The sequence below is a fragment of the Rhodococcus sp. 06-1460-1B genome (genome assembly GCF_002258475.1).
In the GTDB taxonomy this organism is placed as follows: domain Bacteria; phylum Actinomycetota; class Actinomycetes; order Mycobacteriales; family Mycobacteriaceae; genus Rhodococcoides; species Rhodococcoides fascians.
Genome location: NZ_NOYS01000039.1, coordinates 1 through 16,896 on the forward strand (window position 1 = coordinate 1; position 16,896 = coordinate 16,896).

Below are 16,896 nucleotides of genomic sequence, written 5' to 3' on the forward strand. Positions count from 1 at the left end.
CCGGTCGATAACCCTTCGCCACCAACACATTGTCCCGCACCACCGACAATGGGGTGCCTCGACACTCGAGACACCCCACCATCAAAATGCAACAGCCCCTCTGCGGCACCTAACCGCACCACTGCCGCAGGCACTCAGATCCAGACGCCCTTGCCGACGGAGACGACTCCCCCGGCACTGACGTTGAAGCGTTCCCGGTCGCGTTCGAGATCGACTCCGACTATTTCGCCGTCACCGACGACGACGTTCTTGTCCAGGATCGCGTGCCGAACGACGGCACCCTTGCCGATCCGGACACCAGGCATCAGGACGCTGCCTTCGACGGTCGCGCCGCTGTCGATCATGACGTTCGAGCTCAGTACCGAGTTTCGGACGGTGGCTGCGCTGAGAATGCAGCCGGCACCGACGACGGATTCCTGAGCGAGGCCGCCCTGGACGAACTTGGCGGGCGGCAGATTCTCGGCCGATCCGCGGATGGGCCAGCGGCGGTTGTAGAGATTGAAGATGGGATGCACCGACACCAGGTCCATGTGGGCGTCGTAGAAGGCGTCGATGGTTCCGACGTCTCGCCAGTAACCGCGATCGCGTTCGGTGGCACCGGGAACGACGTTGTCGTTGAAGTCGTAGACCGAGGCCACGCCTGCTTCGACGAGTGCCGGGATGATGTCGCCGCCCATGTCGTGGTCGGAGTCGGAGTTCTCGGAGTCCGCCTTGATGGCATCGACGAGCACCTTGGTGGTGAACACGTAGTTGCCCATCGACGCATACGTGACGTCCGGGTCGTCGGGGGTACCGGGCGGCTGCGCCGGCTTCTCCAGGAACTGGGTGATCTTGCCGTTCTCGTCCGAGTCGATGCAGCCGAACGCGAATGCCTCGCTGCGCGGAACCCGGATACCCGCGACGGTGACACCCGCGCCGGAGTCGATGTGCTGCTGCACCATCTGCTCCGGATCCATTCGGTACACGTGGTCGGCACCGAAGACCACGATGTACTCGGGGTCCTCGTCGTACACCAGGTTCAGCGACTGGAAGATGGCGTCGGCGCTGCCGGTGTACCACCGGGGGCCGAGACGCTGCTGTGCCGGGACCGGAGTGATGTACTCCCCGGCGAAACCGGACAGTCGCCACGTCTGCGAGATGTGGCGGTCCAGGGAATGGGACTTGTACTGAGTCAGCACGCAGAGCCGGAGGTAACCGGCATTCACGAGATTGCTCAACACGAAGTCGATGAGTCGGTAGGCGCCCCCGAAGGGAACGGCTGGCTTGGCTCGGTCCGCGGTCATCGGGTAAAGGCGCTTACCCTCTCCGCCGGCAAGCACAATCCCTAGTACGTGCGGTTGTGTCCTCACCCACCCAACCTATCCGCACCGAGAGAACCTTGCTACCAGTACACGCACAACTGCCGGGGAATGTAGGTTCGTTCACGTGCGAGTAGCGATGATGACCAAGGAATACCCGCCGGAGATCTACGGTGGCGCAGGAGTTCATGTCACGGAGTTGACCGCGCAGCTGAAGTCGCTGTGCGAGGTGGACATCCACTGCATGGGAGCCCCTCGCGACACCGCACAGGTGCACGATCCCGATCCTGCACTCGCCGGAGCCAACGCAGCACTGACGACGTTGTCGGCGGAACTGCGAATGGCCAACGCGGCGGCCGGAGCGGACGTGGTGCATTCGCACACCTGGTACACCGGCCTCGCCGGTCACCTCGCCGCCGAGCTGTACGGCGTACCGCACATCCTCACCGCGCACTCGCTCGAGCCCCGGCGGCCGTGGAAGGCCGAGCAGCTGGGCGGCGGTTACCGCATCTCGTCGTGGTCGGAGAAGAACGCGGTGGAATACGCCGACGCCGTCATCGCCGTCAGCGAGGGCATGGCCAAGGACGTGCTCGACGCTTATCCGCGCCTCGACCCGAGTCGAGTCCACGTGGTGCGCAACGGGATCGACACCGAGCGGTGGTACGCAGATCACGGCACGTCGACTCTCGACGAGATCGGGGTGGATCCCAACAAGCCGATCGTCGCGTTCGTCGGCCGCATCACTCGGCAGAAGGGCGTGGGTCACCTCATCGCCGCGGCACACCGTTTCGATCCGTCGATTCAGCTCGTCCTGTGTGCGGGCGCGCCCGACACTCCGGAGATCGCCGCAGAAACCGAACGCGCAGTGGCGTTATTGGCCGAGCAACGCAGCGGGGTCTTCTGGGTCAAGGACATGCTCCCCACCGACAAGATTCGCCAGATCCTTTCCGCCGCAGCAGTATTCGTCTGCCCATCGGTGTACGAGCCGCTCGGCATCGTCAACCTCGAGGCGATGGCCTGCGAAACCGCGGTCGTGGCGTCGGACGTCGGCGGCATCCCCGAGGTCGTCGACGACGGCCGCACCGGACGGCTGGTGCACTACAACTCGTACGAGCCCGACGTCTTCGAGCGAACCCTCGCCGACACCGTCAACGAGGTCGCTCTCGACCCCGCACTGGCGACGGCGATGGGCAAGGCCGGCCGCGAGCGGGCCGTTGCCGAATTCTCGTGGGCCTCGATCGCGAAACAGACCCTCGCCGTCTACAACGACGCGCTGGCGCGTCGGGGCTGAGACACCTTTCGGTAGGTCGACACCGTTACCGACGCGGTGACCGGGACGGTGTCGGGCAAATCCTTCAACGCCACGGACCGCGCGTCGGGGTCACCGTGCCGAATCGACGGCCCCATACCGATGAGTTCCTCGATGTCGTTGTGCGAGAGCATCATCGAGTACTCGAGCGGGGTCTCGGCCACCGACTCGAACAGACCCGACAGCGACTCACCGAGCCGACGGGTCTTGTCCTCTTCGACGCCGATCAGCCCCAGCGGCCCGCGCAGTTCTCGCTGATGCCGCGACGTCGGCGTGACGACCACCAACGTGCCGTCGTCGCCGAGAACTCGATGCAGTTCACCGGCATTGCGCGGCGAGAACACACACGTCACCGCAGACACGGCACCCGCCCGAATCGGTAGCCCGCTCCAGATGTTCGCGACGACGCACCCGAGCCGCGAATGCGACCGCGCGGCTCGGCGTGCCGCGAACTTGGACACGTCCACCCCGACCCCCAGCGCGGCCGGACGCGCGTCCAGGACACCTGCGAGGTAATACCCGGTGCCGACCCCGACATCGAGGACCACGTCCGACTCGGGCGGAACAGCCGCCGACACCGCCGCCGCGATGGGCTCGAAATGACCGCCACCGAGGAACTTCTCACGGGCTGTGACCATCTCGGCCGAATCACCGGTGAACTTGCCGCCGTCGCCTGTCAACAGGCTGACGTACCCCTGCCGGGCCACGTCGAACGAATGACCAAGATCGCACCACAGACTTCGATCGGTCTCACCGAGACCCAGGCCCGACTCGACCTCACGGACGCGGCACTGTGGGCAGACCAGCAGATCGACTACGTCGGTCAGCATCGAGCACCTCTTTCGTATCGAGACAGATTCTTGGGCACTCCCCCGGAAACGACCTGCCGATCACAACACCGCCGATGACAACACAAAGCCCCGCTGGCCGGTGCGGCGAGCGGGGCTGAGCGATGATCGATCGACGTGGCGATCAGCCGGTGACGCCCTTCAGTTCGTCACCGAGTGCCGCGGCCTCGTCGGGGGTCAATTCGACGACCAAACGGCCGCCCCCCTCGAGCGGGACACGCATGACGATTCCTCGTCCCTCTTTGGTTGCTTCGAGGGGACCGTCCCCGGTCCGGGGCTTCATCGCCGCCATCCTCTGCTCCCTCCAGATCTGCGCCCACCTGCTCGGCGCCTCGGCCTAAAAGATAAATTCGTCGCGGGGCGACGGAGTGTCCTGTGCCATTCTTCCCTATCGCCGTCGATGGGGGGAACCTGAGTCGGTATTCGTGACCTGCACCCAACACCTCGACAGGTGATCGTCGACCATTCCGGTGGCCTGCATCAATGCGTAGGCGGTAGTCGGACCGACGAACCGTAGCCCGCGGCGTTTGAGCTCTTTGGCCAACGCCGTCGATTCGGGTGTCGACGCGGGCACGTCGGTGAACTCCGTGAGCCGCTGTGACCTGGGCTCCGGCGCGAAAGACCACAGCAGAGTGTCGAGATCGGTGTCGTCGAGGTCGACGATCGCGCGAGCGTTGCTCACCGCCGCCTCGATCTTGAGCCGATTCCGCACGATCGACGCGTCGCTCATCAAACGCTCCACATCGGCGTCGTCGAAGCGGGCCACTGCGTCGGGATCGAACCCGGCGAAGGCAGTGCGGAAGCTTTCCCGCTTGCGCAGGATCGTGATCCACGCCAGGCCCGATTGGAACGCTTCCAGACACAGGCGCTCGTAGAGCTCATTGCGGCCGTGCAGCGGCTGCCCCCACTCCGTGTCGTGATAGGTGCGATACAGCTCGTCGTCGGTGGCACCCCACGGGCAACGCAGCTTGCCGTCCGGCCCCGCGACTGCGCTCACCGTTCGTCCGACTCGACCGTGCCTGTGACGCCCGAACTATCCGTGAGGCCCGCACTGTCGGTGAGGCCCGCGCTGCCGGGCTGCCCCGAGAGCGGGGATCGAGAACCTGACTCCTGCGCCGCGGACAGCCGTGACCGCAGCATGTCTATCTCGCCGCCCAGGCGCTCGAGGGCCCAGTCGACTTCGCTGGGCTTGTAACCCCGCAACGTCTGCTGAAACTTCAACGCGCGCACATCGGCACCGGTGACCCCTTCGGCCGGCAGCACTGTTGCGGTGGTTCCCTCGGGCAACGGCCCCAGCTCTTCACCGTGACCGAACACCGCTGCGGCGATGAAGAACAACGCCGCAGCGACGACTGCAATGACGATGATGTAGATCAACAGCGTCAACATGCCACGATCTTGTCACGGCTGTCCGACACGTCGGCTCGACGCACCTCGTGGTCGGTCAGATCAGCGAGTTCATCGCCGGTCGATCGGCCAACGACACTTCGGTCGAGAACGGCTCGAACGAATCCCCGGCCACGCGGAACTGCATCAGTCCGGCACCGGAATCGACCATGCCGCACCGGTTGAGCATCGTTCCGACGATCTGCCGACTCATCGCCCCGAGTTCGACCAGCGGCCGATTGCGATGCTTTCGCACTCCCAGGTTCACCTGTCCGATGGCCTGCAGACCGAGCCGGTCGTACGTGTCGAGAAGCAGGCCGATCTCCACCCCGTAACCGGGCGCGAAGGGCACCGCCGACAACAACTCACGCGTGCCCGCGTACTCCCCGCCCAGCGGCTGAATCACGCCGGTCAACTCCGGGCGCAGCGCCGCGAGCAAGGGCCGTGCCACCAACTCGGTGACGCGTCCACCGCCGTTGGCGTCCTCGGTGCCACTGACGCGAAGTGGACGTCGGTAGTAACCCTTGACGAGATGAATGCCGTCGCCCATCAGCAGAGGGCCGAGCAATTTCGGGACGAAGGCCGGATCGGGATTGATCAGATCGGAATCGACGAAGGCGATGAGGTCACCCGTCGACGCCGCGACCGATCGCCACAGCACCTCGCCCTTGCCCGGTACCGGATCAAGCCCCGGTACTGCCTCCTCGCGACTGATGACACGGGCACCGGCCGCTCTCGCGCGCACCGCCGTCTCGTCGGTCGAGCCCGAGTCGAGCACGATCAGTTCGTCGACGAGGCCACCGAGCAACGGGTGGATGGTGTCGATGACGGCAGCCACCGTCTGTTCCTCGTTCAGCGCCGGAAGCACCACGGACACCGTGCGTCCCGCCTTCGCGGCCTCGAGCTCGGCGATGGTCCATTCGGGGGTGTCCCAGCTGTTGGTCTCGGACCACATTCGGGTCACGTCCGTTCGATCGGCCAGTGTCATGCCAGCCCCCTGACCGTCCGCGCCGGGGTTCGTCGTCCCTGGATCGCTGCCACCATGTCGACGACTCTTCTGGTCGACGCAACCTCGTGCACCCGGAACATCCGGGCTCCGCCTGCTGCGGCCAATGCTGTCGCTGCCAATGTTCCCTCCAACCGGTCGGCGAGCTCTACCCCTAGAGTCTCGCCTACGAAGTCCTTGTTGCTCAGCGCCATGAGCACAGGCCACCCGGTGTTTACAAGAACGTCCACGCGACGCAACAACTCGAGCCCGTGATAGGTGTTTTTCCCGAAATCGTGGGTCGGATCGATCAGAATCGAATCCTTCTTCACCCCCTCCGCGACGGCATTGTCGGCAGCTGCGGTGACTTCCGCGATCACGTCGGCCACGACGTCGGTGTACCGAACCCGGTGCGGGCGGGTCCGCGGAACGGCACCGCCGGTGTGCGAGCAGACGATGCCAACTCCCTCGGCAGCGGCGACGCGCACCAACTCGGGATCGGCTCCGGCCCAGGTGTCGTTGATCAGATCGGCTCCCACCCCGCAGGCCAGGCGAGCAACCTCGCTACGCCAGGTGTCGACACTGATCAACAGATCCGGATACGCATCCCGGATGGCCTCGACGAACGGCACGACGCGGCGGATCTCCTCCGCCGCGTCGACGAGATCACCGGGGCCTGCTTTGACGCCGCCGATATCGACCATGTCGGCACCCTCGGCGACAGCCCTGTGCACGGACGCCATCGCTGCATCGTCGGAGAAATTCGCACCCCCGTCGTAGAACGAGTCGGGGGTGCGATTGACGATCGCCATGACCAACGCGCGATCGTCGGCGACCGGTTTGCCACAGAGGGTGCTCATGAAATCAATAGTGGCACGCAGATTCACCGCACCCGATCGGCGGGAACCGGCCTATCCCTTGGGGGCCTTGCCTGCGGCAACCTCGTCGACGTAGCCGTCGTAGAACTTCTCGTAGCCACCGGACTTGCCGCGCAGCACGTGGAGTTCGCTGTCACCGTCTTCCTGGAACCCCAGCTTGCGTAGAGCGACCTTCTGACTCTTGAACGTCGAGGTCTGCTCGAGGCTGTCGACGATGCGGACGAACAGCGGCACCGCGTACGTCGGCAGCTTGTCGTAGAGGTGCTCGGCGAACGACTTGCCGTCGAAGGACTCACCGTCGCGCAGGGTCACCGCAGCCATACCGGCCTTGCCGTCTGCACCCTCGATGTCGACGCCGTAGACGACGGCACCGTCCACTGCCGGGTGGCTACCGAGTGCACCCTCGACCTGGGTCGTGGCGACGTTCTCGCCCTTCCAGCGGAAAGTGTCTCCCAGCCGGTCGACGAATGCGACGTGCATCCAGCCCTGCTTGCGAACGAGGTCGCCGGTGTCGAACCACGCGTCACCGTCCTTGAATCCGTCGCGCACCATCTTCTTCTCGGTGGCCTTGTCGTCGGAATACCCGTCGAACGGAGCCCGGTCGGTGATCTTGGACAGCAGCAGGCCCACTTCACCGTTACCGACCTTGCGGAGCTTGCCGTCGTGGCCGCGCTTGGCCTTGCCCGACTCTTCGTCGTACTGCACCACGGCATACGGCAACGGGCAGATTCCGGCGGTCTTCTTCATGTTCAGTGCGTTGATGAAGGCGATGTTGCATTCGCTGGCACCATAGAACTCCGCGACGCGGGAGATACCGAATCGCTCGGTGAACTCCTCCCAGATCTCCGGTCGCAGTCCGTTGCCGACGATCAGCTTGACCGAGTTGTCCCGGTCGGAATCCTTCTTCGGCTGCGTGAGGAGGTACCGGCAGAGCTCGCCAATGTAGGTGAACGCCGTGGCCTTGTTGACGCGAATGTCTTCCCAGAAGTTGCTCACCGAGAACTGCTTACCGATGGCCATCGTCGCGCCGCCGGCGAGCACCGAGGACAGCGTCACCGTCAGCGCGTTGTTGTGATAAAGCGGAAGGCAGCAGTAGATGACGTCGTCGCCGCGCAGTCGCACGCCCATGTTGCCCAGGCCCGACATCGACTTGAGCCAACGGAAGTGGCTCATCAGGCTGGCCTTGGGCATGCCCGTCGTTCCCGAGGTGAAGATGTAGAACGCCTTCTCCTTGGCCTGGATCTCCGCGGTGACCGACGGGTTGGCCGTCGACGCCTTCGCGGCCAACTCGCCGAGCTCCTTCAGCGGCAACACCGACCCGACCTTGGGCTCGTTGTCCAGAGAATCCAGCGCTTCCTGCGCGTTCTCGTCGAGGACCAGCACCTTCGCTTCGAGAATTCCGAGGCTGTGCTCGAGCACGTCGCCGCGCTGGTTGTAGTTGAGCATGCCTGCGGTGGCACCGAGCTTCACGGCAGCCAGCGCCGCGAACAGCGCCTCGGGGCGGTTCTTGCTCAGCACACCGACGACGTCGCCGCGTACGACACCCCGGTCGGTGAACACTGCGGCGTACTGATTGACCAGCGCGTTCGCGTCCTTGTAGGAGATCGACTCACCCTCGAAACGGACGAACGGTCGACTGCTGTTCTTGGCTGCCGCGTCCTGGAAAATCAGTCCGATGGAGACCTTGTGGTCGGGCTTGCGGGTGAAGCCCGCCAGCCCCTTGAGCAGGCTCGGCACCTCCGTCACCATTTTCGGCAACGCGACCGCGAGGTCGGTCACTCCGATTTTCTGACGGGCATCGACAGCCATGAGCTCCCCTTTGAGACGATGTGAGATAACTAACCCTACTAGAGAGTAACAACTTCCAGCACTTCGTCAGGCGCGCTCGGTTGGTGAACTTTCACAACGCGCCGCACACGTCCAGGGCCTCGTCGACAGAAGTGGTGCGCACGAGCGCGTCGAGGGCTCGTTGCTGCACGAACCCGGTGGAGCTCAGACCGTCGATCCACTGCATCAGGCCGTCGAAGTGCCCGAACGGATCGAGCATCACCATCGGCTTGCTGTGCATGCCCAGATAGCCGGCCGTCCACGTCTCGAAGAGTTCTTCGAGCGTTCCGATGCCGCCGGGCAACGTGATGAACGCGTCGGCTCGGTCCTCCATGATCTTCTTCCGCTCACGCATCGTGTCGGTGACGATCAACTCGTCGGCATCGACGTCGGCGACCTCGCGGTGCACGAGCGCTTTCGGGATGACACCGACGGTGTTGCCTCCGGCTGCGCGTGTCGCCGCGGCCACCGCGCCCATCATCGAGACGTTGCCGCCGCCCGACACCAGCTGCCAACCACGCCGACCGATCTCGGTACCGACCTCATGCGCCAGATCGATGAACGACGCGTCGACCGGTCCCGATGCGCAGTAGACACACACGCTGATCCCCGAAACGCCGACCGGCTGCACGCTCACTGCTGGGCCTCCCGGACGATGCGGACGGCCTCGTCGACGCTGTCGGTGCAATGGATGAGGTCGAGGTCCTTCTCGGACACCTTGCCTTCTTTCACGAGAGTGGTCTTGATCCAGTCGAGCAATCCCGACCAGAAGTCCTTGCCCAGCAACACGATCGGGAATCGTGTGACCTTCGCGGTCTGCACGAGTGTGAGCGCCTCGAAGAGTTCGTCGAGAGTACCGAAGCCTCCGGGCAGGCACACGAACGCTTGGGAGTACTTGACGAACATGGTCTTGCGCACGAAGAAGTATCGAAAATTGACACCGAGATCGACCCAGTCGTTGAGGCCCTGCTCGAACGGCAGCTCGATGCCCAGTCCGATGGAGTACCCGTCGGCCTCGCTCGCGCCGCGGTTCGCGCCCTCCATCACACCGGGACCGCCGCCGGTGATCACGGCGAAGCCTTCGCGTGCCAGGGCAGCTCCGAGTTCACGCGCCCGCTCGTATTCGGGATGGTCGACGGGTGTGCGCGCCGAACCGAACACCGTCACCGCTCGCGGCACCTCGGCCAGAGCACCGAAGCCTTCGACGAATTCGCTCTGAATGCGCAGCACGCGCCAGGTGTCCGAATGGATCCAATTGCCGGATCCGCGTTCGTCGAGCAATCGTTGGTCCGACGTGGACGTCTCGGTGTTTCGACCGCGGCGAAGTACGACGGATCCCTTGTGTTTGGCGGGCTTTTCGCTGCCGATCTGTTCGTAACTACCTGGGTCGTCGACGCTGTTCATGGCGTTCAGGCTATCCGGCGGAGAGGTAGCTCCGTAGAACCTGTGTGACGTGGGTGATCTGTTCGACCGGGACGCGCTCGTCGCGCTTGTGGGCGAGGTTGGGATCGCCCGGTCCGTAGTTGACCGCGGGTATGCCGAGGGCGGAGAACCGGGAGACGTCGGTCCAGCCGTACTTGGCCCGGAACTGCCCTCCCGCTGCCTCGATGAGGGCAGCGGCAGCAGGCTGGTTCAGCCCGGGCAGCGCACCCGGTGACGAGTCGGTCACCTCGAACCCGAGATCGAGTCCGTCGACCACCTCACGGACATGCTCGACGGCCTCGTCGACACTGCGGTCCGGTGCGAAGCGGAAATTGACGTCGAGCTCGGCGGCATCGGGGACGACGTTGCCCGCCACCCCTCCGGCGATCCGAACTGCTTGCAGCCCTTCGCGATATACGCATCCGTCGATATCGACGCTACGAGCGTGGTAGGCCGCCAGCCGATTGAGCACCGCACCGAACTTGTGAATGGCGTTGTCGCCCAACCAGGATCGGGCACTGTGCGCTCGGGTTCCCGACGCCGTCAGCCGAACACGCAGTGTGCCTTGACAACCGGCTTCGATGAACCCTCCGGACGGTTCGCCCAGAATCGCGACATCGGCGTTCAGCCATTCGGGTAGCTCACGTTCGATGCGACCGAGACCGTTGCGTGAGGCAGCAATCTCCTCGCAGTCGTAGAACACCAGAGTCAGGTCGTGTGCCGGGTTGTCGATCGTTGCGGCGAGGTGAAGAAACACCGCATCGCCCGACTTCATGTCTACGGTCCCGCAGCCATGCAGGATGTCCCCCTCGGCGCTCTCGTGCTCGCGCCTCGACGGGACGTTGTCGGCAATCGGCACGGTGTCGAGATGACCGGCAAGCATCACCCGTGAACCCAGCCCGCGGTTGGTTCTGGCCAGGACGGCGTTGCCGCTCCGAATTATCTCGAAACCCGTGGTCTGCTCGCGAAGTGCCTGCTCCACCTCGTCGGCGATACGCGCCTCGTCCTCACTGACGCTGGGGATGTCCACCAGCGCTGCGGTGAGGTCTATCGGGTCGGCATGCAAATCGAGCGTCACGGCGACAACCCTAGGCTTTGGCCCCCGGAATCTCGCGGACCACGCCGTCGAAGCCTGCGCCGAACAATCTTCCGCTCGAAAAGCCCTGCTCGGAGCGACCGTAGGAGACGACACTGGTCAACCGAGTACCGGTACCGATCACGCAGGTGACCCCCGGAGCATCGATGCGGACGACGGAACCGCCTGCATTGAGCGGTACCACCGGACGGGCGGCGGCGTCGAGAGTGAGACCGTCCGGGGCAGCCAACGAATCGAGCCCCTTCAGATCGAGCAGGTCTTCCGATGCCGACGGATTTGCAATCGGAATTCGACTGACGCCCGCGTTCACGAACGTCCGAGAGACGTAGAGATATTTCCCAGCGGCATCGAGCACCGCGCCGTTGGCGCTCGGCAAGCGCGCCCAGCTCGGATCGACAGAACCGTCGGGGCTGATGCGGCCGATGAGCGCACCGAAGTCGTTGGTGGCGTATACGGTTCCGTCCGCAGCAACGGCGAGTCCATTGGCAGCACTGAGTCCCTTCGCAAAGGGAGTGACGGCAAGGGTGACGATGTCGAGTCGAACGATGCCGGCGGCCTTGACGACGTCTCCGACGAATACACGGGGATCGGCACCGTAGCCGACCAGGAGCGTCCCGTCGGGCATCCACGCCAGAGCTCCGCCGCCGCCGCTGGGAACCTTCGCAATGGGATACGCGGGCTGTCCAGGTGCGTCGATGCGGTACACCCGGCCGGACACGATGTCCGTTGCGTACGCGCGGCCCGACCCATCGACGGCAAGGCCCTCCAGCGCAGCCCCCGGAATTTTCGCGACCTCTGCCGACTTCCCGCCGACTCCGGCGCAGTTGGGTGCGGCGGCTGCGGTGCCGGAACCGGCTACCACGCCGGTCACCGCCAGGAGTGATGCAGCGACCACCGAGATTATCGAACGCATAGCTATTGACCTGCTCGAACTCATGGAATCCCCCGCCTACGGCGACCCCCTGTCAGCCGATGGGCATTTCTACCACGCCTCGGCGACAACCAAGCCGAAAGCGACTCCAAGAATGATGGTCGAAGCGAAGGTTGCCACCAACCCGGTGAACGACATCCCGTCGGCCATCATCGACACTGCTCCTCTTCCGAGCGAAATCCTGCGGGTGGTCATTGTCGTCACTCTGTCAGCCCACCGGCCCCGGGCCGGTCTCCGCGAATCCCGATGTGGTCACGCTCGTCAGTCGAACGGATAACGAACCGCCGTCGTGACCGAACCGGCGACTACCGCCGGTCGGTATGCCCGGAAATCACCTGGGAACCTGCGGCGCCCAGTCACCGAACCACGCACGACGCACCACCGCGTATTCTTCGAGCCGTGAGTGCACAGGGAGCAACAGCAGTAGGTATTGCCAACATCACGACATCGGGCGTAGTTCTCGACACCTGGTTTCCGAGCCCGGAGCTCGGGTCCGATCTCGAGGCCGGCACGACTCGGCTCGAAGGATCCGACATCCCCGCGGAGCTGGCCGCTCTGGTCGGTGCGGACGAGGCGCGCGGCGTCGAGGTCGTCGCAGTGCGCACCAACATCGCATCTCTGGACGATGCTCCGATCGACGCCCACGACGCGTACCTACGACTGCATCTGCTGTCGCATCGCCTGGTCGAGCCGCACGGTCAGAATCTCGACGGGCTGTTCGGACTGCTCACCAACGTCGTCTGGACCAACTTCGGACCCGCAGCGGTCGAGGGCTTCGAGACTGTGCGTGCGAAGCTACGTGCCCGCGGCCAGGTAACCGTCTACGGCGTGGACAAGTTCCCGCGCCTGGTCGATTACGTCGTTCCCACCGGCGTCCGCATCGCCGACGCCGACCGTGTGCGCCTCGGTGCTCATCTGGCCAGTGGAACGACGGTCATGCACGAGGGCTTCGTCAACTTCAATGCAGGCACGCTCGGTAACTCGATGGTCGAGGGACGCATCTCCGCGGGCGTCGTGGTGGGTGACGGCTCCGACGTGGGCGGCGGTGCGTCGATCATGGGCACGCTGTCCGGTGGCGGCAAGAACGTCATCTCCGTCGGCAAGAGCTGCCTGCTCGGTGCCAACTCCGGACTCGGCATTTCACTCGGTGACGACTGCGTCGTCGAGGCGGGGCTGTACATCACCGCCGGAACGAAGGTCAGTGGACCGGATGGAACCGTGGTGAAGGCGGCGACGCTGAGCGGCAAGTCCAACCTCCTGTTCCGTCGTAACTCGCTCTCGGGTGCGGTCGAGGTCGTGCCTTGGAAGGGCACCGGCGTCGAACTGAACGCTGCGCTGCACGCCAACGACTGAGAGCCTGATCGACTCCAATCGAATTGACGGACAATGTCTTCCAGCCCCGCACCGTGTTCTCGGTGCGGGGCTGGTGTGCGTTCGAGGGGCCTATGCGATGTGGGGGCCTGCTCGGGCGTGGGATTGTCTCGGTTGTCGGTAGGGGTCGACGGTGGCGGGTGGGACGAACCACGGGTGGTTGTCGGTGCCGATGAACACTCCCCAATCGGAGTGGTGGATGAGTCGGTGGTGGAATCCGCACAGGAGGACGAGATTGTTCATGTCGGTGGGTCCGCCGTCGGTCCAGTGCCAGATGTGGTGGCCTTCGGTCCAGGCTGCGGGTTTGCCGCAGCCCGGGAACGCGCAGCCGTGATCGCGGGCCGTCAAGGCGCGTTTCTGTTTGGCGGTGACGGTCCGGGCGGTGCGGGCGAGGTTGAGTGGGTTGCCGTTCTCGTCCATGACGATGGCGGTCAGGACACAATCACACGCCAACTGGCGGGAGGTGTTGCGGGAGAGGGGGCCCATCCAGGGCAGCCACCCGACCGACGTGCCGTCACCGAACAAGTCGCGATACGCGCCGCGATCCGCTGCAGCATCACCTCCACCGCAATCGCCACTGCCGCTGCCGTTTTCGTGGTCCGGTTCGGTTGCTGCGTCGGTGTCGATGGGGTCGCCGGTGTTGATGTCGACCGGATCTGCTGCGTCGGTCTCGGTGTCGGATTCTGTTGCTGCGCGTGAGGTTTCGTCGTCTGTTATGTCCTCGGCACTGTCGCGGAGGTCGGTGAGGTCCTGCAACCGGATGTGCAGGTTGACGTGGGGTTTTTCGCCGCCTTCGGTGGGGCGGTTACTGGAGGCGAGGTATCGGTCGAGGATGTGTCCGAAGGCGTCGGCGCGTCGCCGTGCGGGACTGCGTTCGTCTTGGGTGCCGTCGGCGGCAGGGCGGGGTTCGGTCAACGGTGAAAGCGCGGTGAGCAGCTTTTCTCCGGTGATCGCATCGAAATCCATCTTCGCCACGAGACGTCCGTTGAGGGTTTTCGAGGCGAAGAGTTCGTTGCGGTCGGTGTCTTCCGGTGGTGGCTTGTTGCCGCCGTAGGTGTCTTCGAGTTTGGTGATCGCTTCGCGGATGTTGTCGGTGCGTGCCCCGGGCCCGGTGGCGGCGGTGATCATCGCGGAGCGGGCGATATCGCGACCCTCTTGGGGGAGGTTCTTCGGTGGCGCTTCGGCGAAGGTGAGAATCAGGGCGGCGTGGTCGACGGTCATGCTGCCGGTGTTGACGGCGTCGGCGATGTCGGGGAAGTTCTTCAGTCCGCGGGCGAGGGCCACGATCTTGGTGGCTTTGCTGGGGGTGAGCAGGGTGGTGGAGGTGAGCCACCCTGCGGGTCCGGGGAAGCCGAGCTTCTCTCGGCTCACGCGGGTGTCGATGTCGGCGACGAGGGCGATGCGCCGTGCTTCGAGCAGTTGGATCTTGTGGGAGACCGCAGCGGCGTCGGCGAGGAGTTCGCTTTCGCTCAGTTGCCAGATCTCCGTTGTCATGGAGATAAGTGTATCGAACAGGTGTTCGACGCGCAATGATGGTGCAAACGAAAACTATTGCTGTGCATAAGGATTCGATAATCCGAACCTGTCGGTGGCCCATGGTAAGAGAAATGCCTAGAGCACAACGGTCCCCTGGTGATACAGAATCGTCCACTCCCCTGCCCGTCGCTGCCAGAGCGTCGCTCGCCGCGTAAGTCTGTCGACCTGCAGCAAGGTGTACGTCAGCAAGTACGTGTCCGGGGCAACCTCACGGACCTCGAAATCGCTGGTTTCCCAGTCGACGTCGTGGTCTCCTGACGGGTCCTGTCGATAGCGCTTCCCGAGAACGGCCCACACCTCGTCACGGTCGTATCGGGTACCGGACGCACCGACCTCCCAGAAATCGACATCGGTCAGACGATCGAAATCTTCACGCGTGATGCCGTACTCACGGCGGTGGAAAATGGGTTCACGCCGTTCGAGCTCCGCGAGCACGGATCGCACGTCGACCACCGATCTGCCTGCGGCAGCGTCAGCCGATGGTTCGGAGCGAAGCCAGTGTCTTGACCACGGCGCGCGCGGCCTCGGCACCCTTGGTTTCGAGGTGCGCGGTGAAGAAGGCGTTGTGATCGGCGTGTTCGTGGAAGTGATGTGGAGTCAGGACCACCGAGAACACGGGGACGTCGGTGTCGAGCTGCACCCGCATCAGCCCGTCGATCACCGCCGTTTCGACGAAGTCGTGTCGGTAGATTCCGCCGTCCACGACGAGCGCTGCAGCGACGATCGCCGCATACTTTCCGGTTCTGGCGAGCCGCTGCGCGTGCAGCGGGATCTCGAATGCTCCGGGCACCTCGAAGACGTCGACCGCGGTGTCGGCATGGCCCAACTGCTCGAGTTCGGCGGAGAAACCCACCCGCGCACGATCGACGATGTCCAGGTGCCAGGTGGCATGGACGAAGGCAATGGATCCGGCGAGTGGAGTGGTCATGGATGCGATGCTAGCGGTATCGCTCGTCGAGCAAGTCGAGTGTTACGGCATCGAATTCGCCGGAGAAATACTTCTGCAACACTTCGACGAAAACGGACTGTCCCTTGGTAGCTTCGGCGAAAAGCGTCATGGACGAGTGCAGCTTCAGATTGTCCGGGTAACCGAAGATCTCGTCGACCGTGCTGCCCTCGACCGCAAGAGTGAGCTGCGCGGCTTTCTTCAGGCGTGGCCCGAGAACTTCGTGGGACAGGTACAGCTCGGCCTCGGTCAGGTCTGCGATGCCGAAGTGCTGAGCGGTGGCACTACGGCCCAGGCCGGCCAACTGCGGAAACACGAACCACATCCAGTGCGTCTGCTTCCGACCTGCCTTCAACTCCTTGACCACGACGTTCCAGACGGGATCCTGGGCGTCGACGAAGCGTTGCAGGTCGTATTCGGTCATACCGACAACTTAGCGACACAGGAGTGGAGCCTGCGGAATGACCCGGTCAGGTAAATCCGCGGAGCAGGGTGTCGACCGTGGCGTCGAGCAGGTCATCGGCAGGCATGCCGTCGAGGAGGTCGCCGGCGGCGAGCACGGCGAGTCCGTGGACGCTCGCGAACGCGACGCGGGCGAGGACGGCAGGCGATGCTTCGGTGATGACTCCCGCGTCCATCGCAGCGCGCAACAAGGATTCCGTCGCCGCCATGCTTTCGTGCGCAACCTCTTTGAGTTGTTCGCTGGCCTCGGGGTGATGCTTGGTGCTGTACATGACGTCCAAGAGCTGCGGGTGTTCGACGGCAAAACCCAGGTAGGCGCGGGCGACACCACGAAACTTGGCCAGCAGCTCTCCCGGACCGGTGGCCGCGTCGACCATTCGCCGATTCATTTCCTGAAAGCCGTGCAGCGCCAACGCATCCAGCAGTGCTTGCTTGTCGCGGAAGTGGCGCGCAGGGGCTGCGTGACTGACACCCACGTCTCGGGCCAATTGCCGCAGCGACAGCGCATCTACACCGTCGCGGGCGATGCTCCGCTCGGCCTCCTCCAGGAGCACCGCGCGCAGATCACCGTGGTGGTAGCGCTCCGTTGCCATGGACTCAC

At 64.4% G+C, this 16,896-nt stretch carries 20 protein-coding genes; 2 read left to right on the plus strand and 18 right to left on the minus strand.

Going from position 1 to position 16,896, the window contains the following annotated elements:
• Window positions 1-134: 134 nt before the first annotated feature.
• Entirely contained in the window at window positions 135-1,349 is a 1,215-nt protein-coding gene (gene glgC, locus CH268_RS22590; protein WP_027498053.1) for a glucose-1-phosphate adenylyltransferase, read from the minus strand.
• A gap of 76 nt (window positions 1,350-1,425) precedes the next feature.
• Here glgC and glgA point away from each other — a divergent pair, with 76 nt between their 5' ends.
• Complete coding sequence (gene glgA / locus CH268_RS22595; RefSeq protein ID WP_094665964.1) at window positions 1,426-2,589, plus strand: glycogen synthase; 1,164 nt, start codon at window positions 1,426-1,428, stop codon at window positions 2,587-2,589.
• On the opposite strand, the gene CH268_RS22600 is transcribed toward glgA, so the two are convergent.
• The 12 genes from CH268_RS22600 to CH268_RS27985 form a co-directional block, all read right to left on the minus strand.
• Window positions 2,559-3,437 (minus strand): putative RNA methyltransferase, encoded by an 879-nt coding sequence (locus CH268_RS22600; protein WP_094665965.1) that lies wholly within the window; start codon window positions 3,435-3,437, stop codon window positions 2,559-2,561. The genes glgA and CH268_RS22600 overlap by 31 nt on opposite strands.
• A gap of 142 nt (window positions 3,438-3,579) precedes the next feature.
• Window positions 3,580-3,747, minus strand: coding sequence for a DUF3117 domain-containing protein (locus CH268_RS22605; RefSeq protein ID WP_008714277.1), 168 nt, complete (start codon window positions 3,745-3,747; stop codon window positions 3,580-3,582).
• 96 nt (window positions 3,748-3,843) lie between these two features.
• Window positions 3,844-4,452 (minus strand): DNA-3-methyladenine glycosylase I, encoded by a 609-nt coding sequence (locus CH268_RS22610; RefSeq protein ID WP_032383847.1) that lies wholly within the window; start codon window positions 4,450-4,452, stop codon window positions 3,844-3,846.
• The gene (locus CH268_RS22615; protein WP_094665966.1) at window positions 4,449-4,844 is read right to left on the minus strand and encodes a DivIVA domain-containing protein; all 396 of its coding nucleotides are present in this window, start codon (window positions 4,842-4,844) and stop codon (window positions 4,449-4,451) included. Before CH268_RS22615 ends, CH268_RS22610 begins: the two co-directional genes overlap by 4 nt.
• A 55-nt stretch (window positions 4,845-4,899) precedes the next feature.
• Window positions 4,900-5,829: a glucosyl-3-phosphoglycerate synthase gene (locus CH268_RS22620; protein WP_027498057.1), complete on the minus strand. Its 930-nt coding sequence runs from the start codon at window positions 5,827-5,829 to the stop codon at window positions 4,900-4,902.
• Window positions 5,826-6,686: a dihydropteroate synthase gene (gene folP / locus CH268_RS22625; protein ID WP_032383848.1), complete on the minus strand. Its 861-nt coding sequence runs from the start codon at window positions 6,684-6,686 to the stop codon at window positions 5,826-5,828. The genes CH268_RS22620 and folP overlap by 4 nt, the downstream gene beginning before the upstream one ends.
• 51 nt (window positions 6,687-6,737) lie before the next feature.
• Window positions 6,738-8,513: a long-chain-acyl-CoA synthetase gene (locus tag CH268_RS22630; RefSeq protein WP_032383849.1), complete on the minus strand. Its 1,776-nt coding sequence runs from the start codon at window positions 8,511-8,513 to the stop codon at window positions 6,738-6,740.
• A gap of 91 nt (window positions 8,514-8,604) precedes the next feature.
• Window positions 8,605-9,168 (minus strand): TIGR00730 family Rossman fold protein, encoded by a 564-nt coding sequence (locus tag CH268_RS22635; RefSeq protein ID WP_230591713.1) that lies wholly within the window; start codon window positions 9,166-9,168, stop codon window positions 8,605-8,607.
• Window positions 9,165-9,935, minus strand: coding sequence for a TIGR00730 family Rossman fold protein (locus CH268_RS22640; RefSeq protein ID WP_045840749.1), 771 nt, complete (start codon window positions 9,933-9,935; stop codon window positions 9,165-9,167). Before CH268_RS22640 ends, CH268_RS22635 begins: the two co-directional genes overlap by 4 nt.
• 10 nt (window positions 9,936-9,945) lie before the next feature.
• Window positions 9,946-11,031, minus strand: coding sequence for a succinyl-diaminopimelate desuccinylase (gene dapE, locus CH268_RS22645; protein ID WP_032365377.1), 1,086 nt, complete (start codon window positions 11,029-11,031; stop codon window positions 9,946-9,948).
• 10 nt (window positions 11,032-11,041) lie between these two features.
• A complete protein-coding gene (locus tag CH268_RS22650) occupies window positions 11,042-11,962 on the minus strand; it encodes an SMP-30/gluconolactonase/LRE family protein (protein ID WP_255182481.1) in 921 nt (306 codons plus the stop codon).
• A gap of 69 nt (window positions 11,963-12,031) precedes the next feature.
• Entirely contained in the window at window positions 12,032-12,175 is a 144-nt protein-coding gene (locus tag CH268_RS27985; RefSeq protein WP_155288421.1) for a hypothetical protein, read from the minus strand.
• A gap of 204 nt (window positions 12,176-12,379) precedes the next feature.
• On the opposite strand from CH268_RS27985, the gene dapD reads away from it, so the two are divergent.
• Window positions 12,380-13,333, plus strand: a complete 954-nt coding sequence (gene dapD, locus CH268_RS22660; protein ID WP_094665968.1) for a 2,3,4,5-tetrahydropyridine-2,6-dicarboxylate N-succinyltransferase — start codon at window positions 12,380-12,382, stop codon at window positions 13,331-13,333.
• 90 nt (window positions 13,334-13,423) lie between these two features.
• Here dapD and CH268_RS22665 read toward each other — a convergent pair whose 3' ends face one another.
• The 5 genes from CH268_RS22665 to CH268_RS22685 form a co-directional block, all read right to left on the minus strand.
• Window positions 13,424-14,845, minus strand: a complete 1,422-nt coding sequence (locus CH268_RS22665; protein WP_094665969.1) for an HNH endonuclease signature motif containing protein — start codon at window positions 14,843-14,845, stop codon at window positions 13,424-13,426.
• Between the two features lie 117 nt (window positions 14,846-14,962).
• On the minus strand, window positions 14,963-15,331 hold the full coding sequence (locus tag CH268_RS22670; protein WP_237606342.1) for a nuclear transport factor 2 family protein: 369 nt from the start codon (window positions 15,329-15,331) through the stop codon (window positions 14,963-14,965).
• Between the two features lie 28 nt (window positions 15,332-15,359).
• Window positions 15,360-15,815: a 6,7-dimethyl-8-ribityllumazine synthase gene (locus CH268_RS22675; protein WP_032390326.1), complete on the minus strand. Its 456-nt coding sequence runs from the start codon at window positions 15,813-15,815 to the stop codon at window positions 15,360-15,362.
• 10 nt (window positions 15,816-15,825) lie between these two features.
• On the minus strand, window positions 15,826-16,257 hold the full coding sequence (locus tag CH268_RS22680; RefSeq protein ID WP_094665970.1) for a DUF1810 domain-containing protein: 432 nt from the start codon (window positions 16,255-16,257) through the stop codon (window positions 15,826-15,828).
• A gap of 46 nt (window positions 16,258-16,303) precedes the next feature.
• Entirely contained in the window at window positions 16,304-16,888 is a 585-nt protein-coding gene (locus CH268_RS22685; RefSeq protein WP_094665971.1) for a TetR/AcrR family transcriptional regulator, read from the minus strand.
• Window positions 16,889-16,896: the final 8 nt, after the last annotated feature.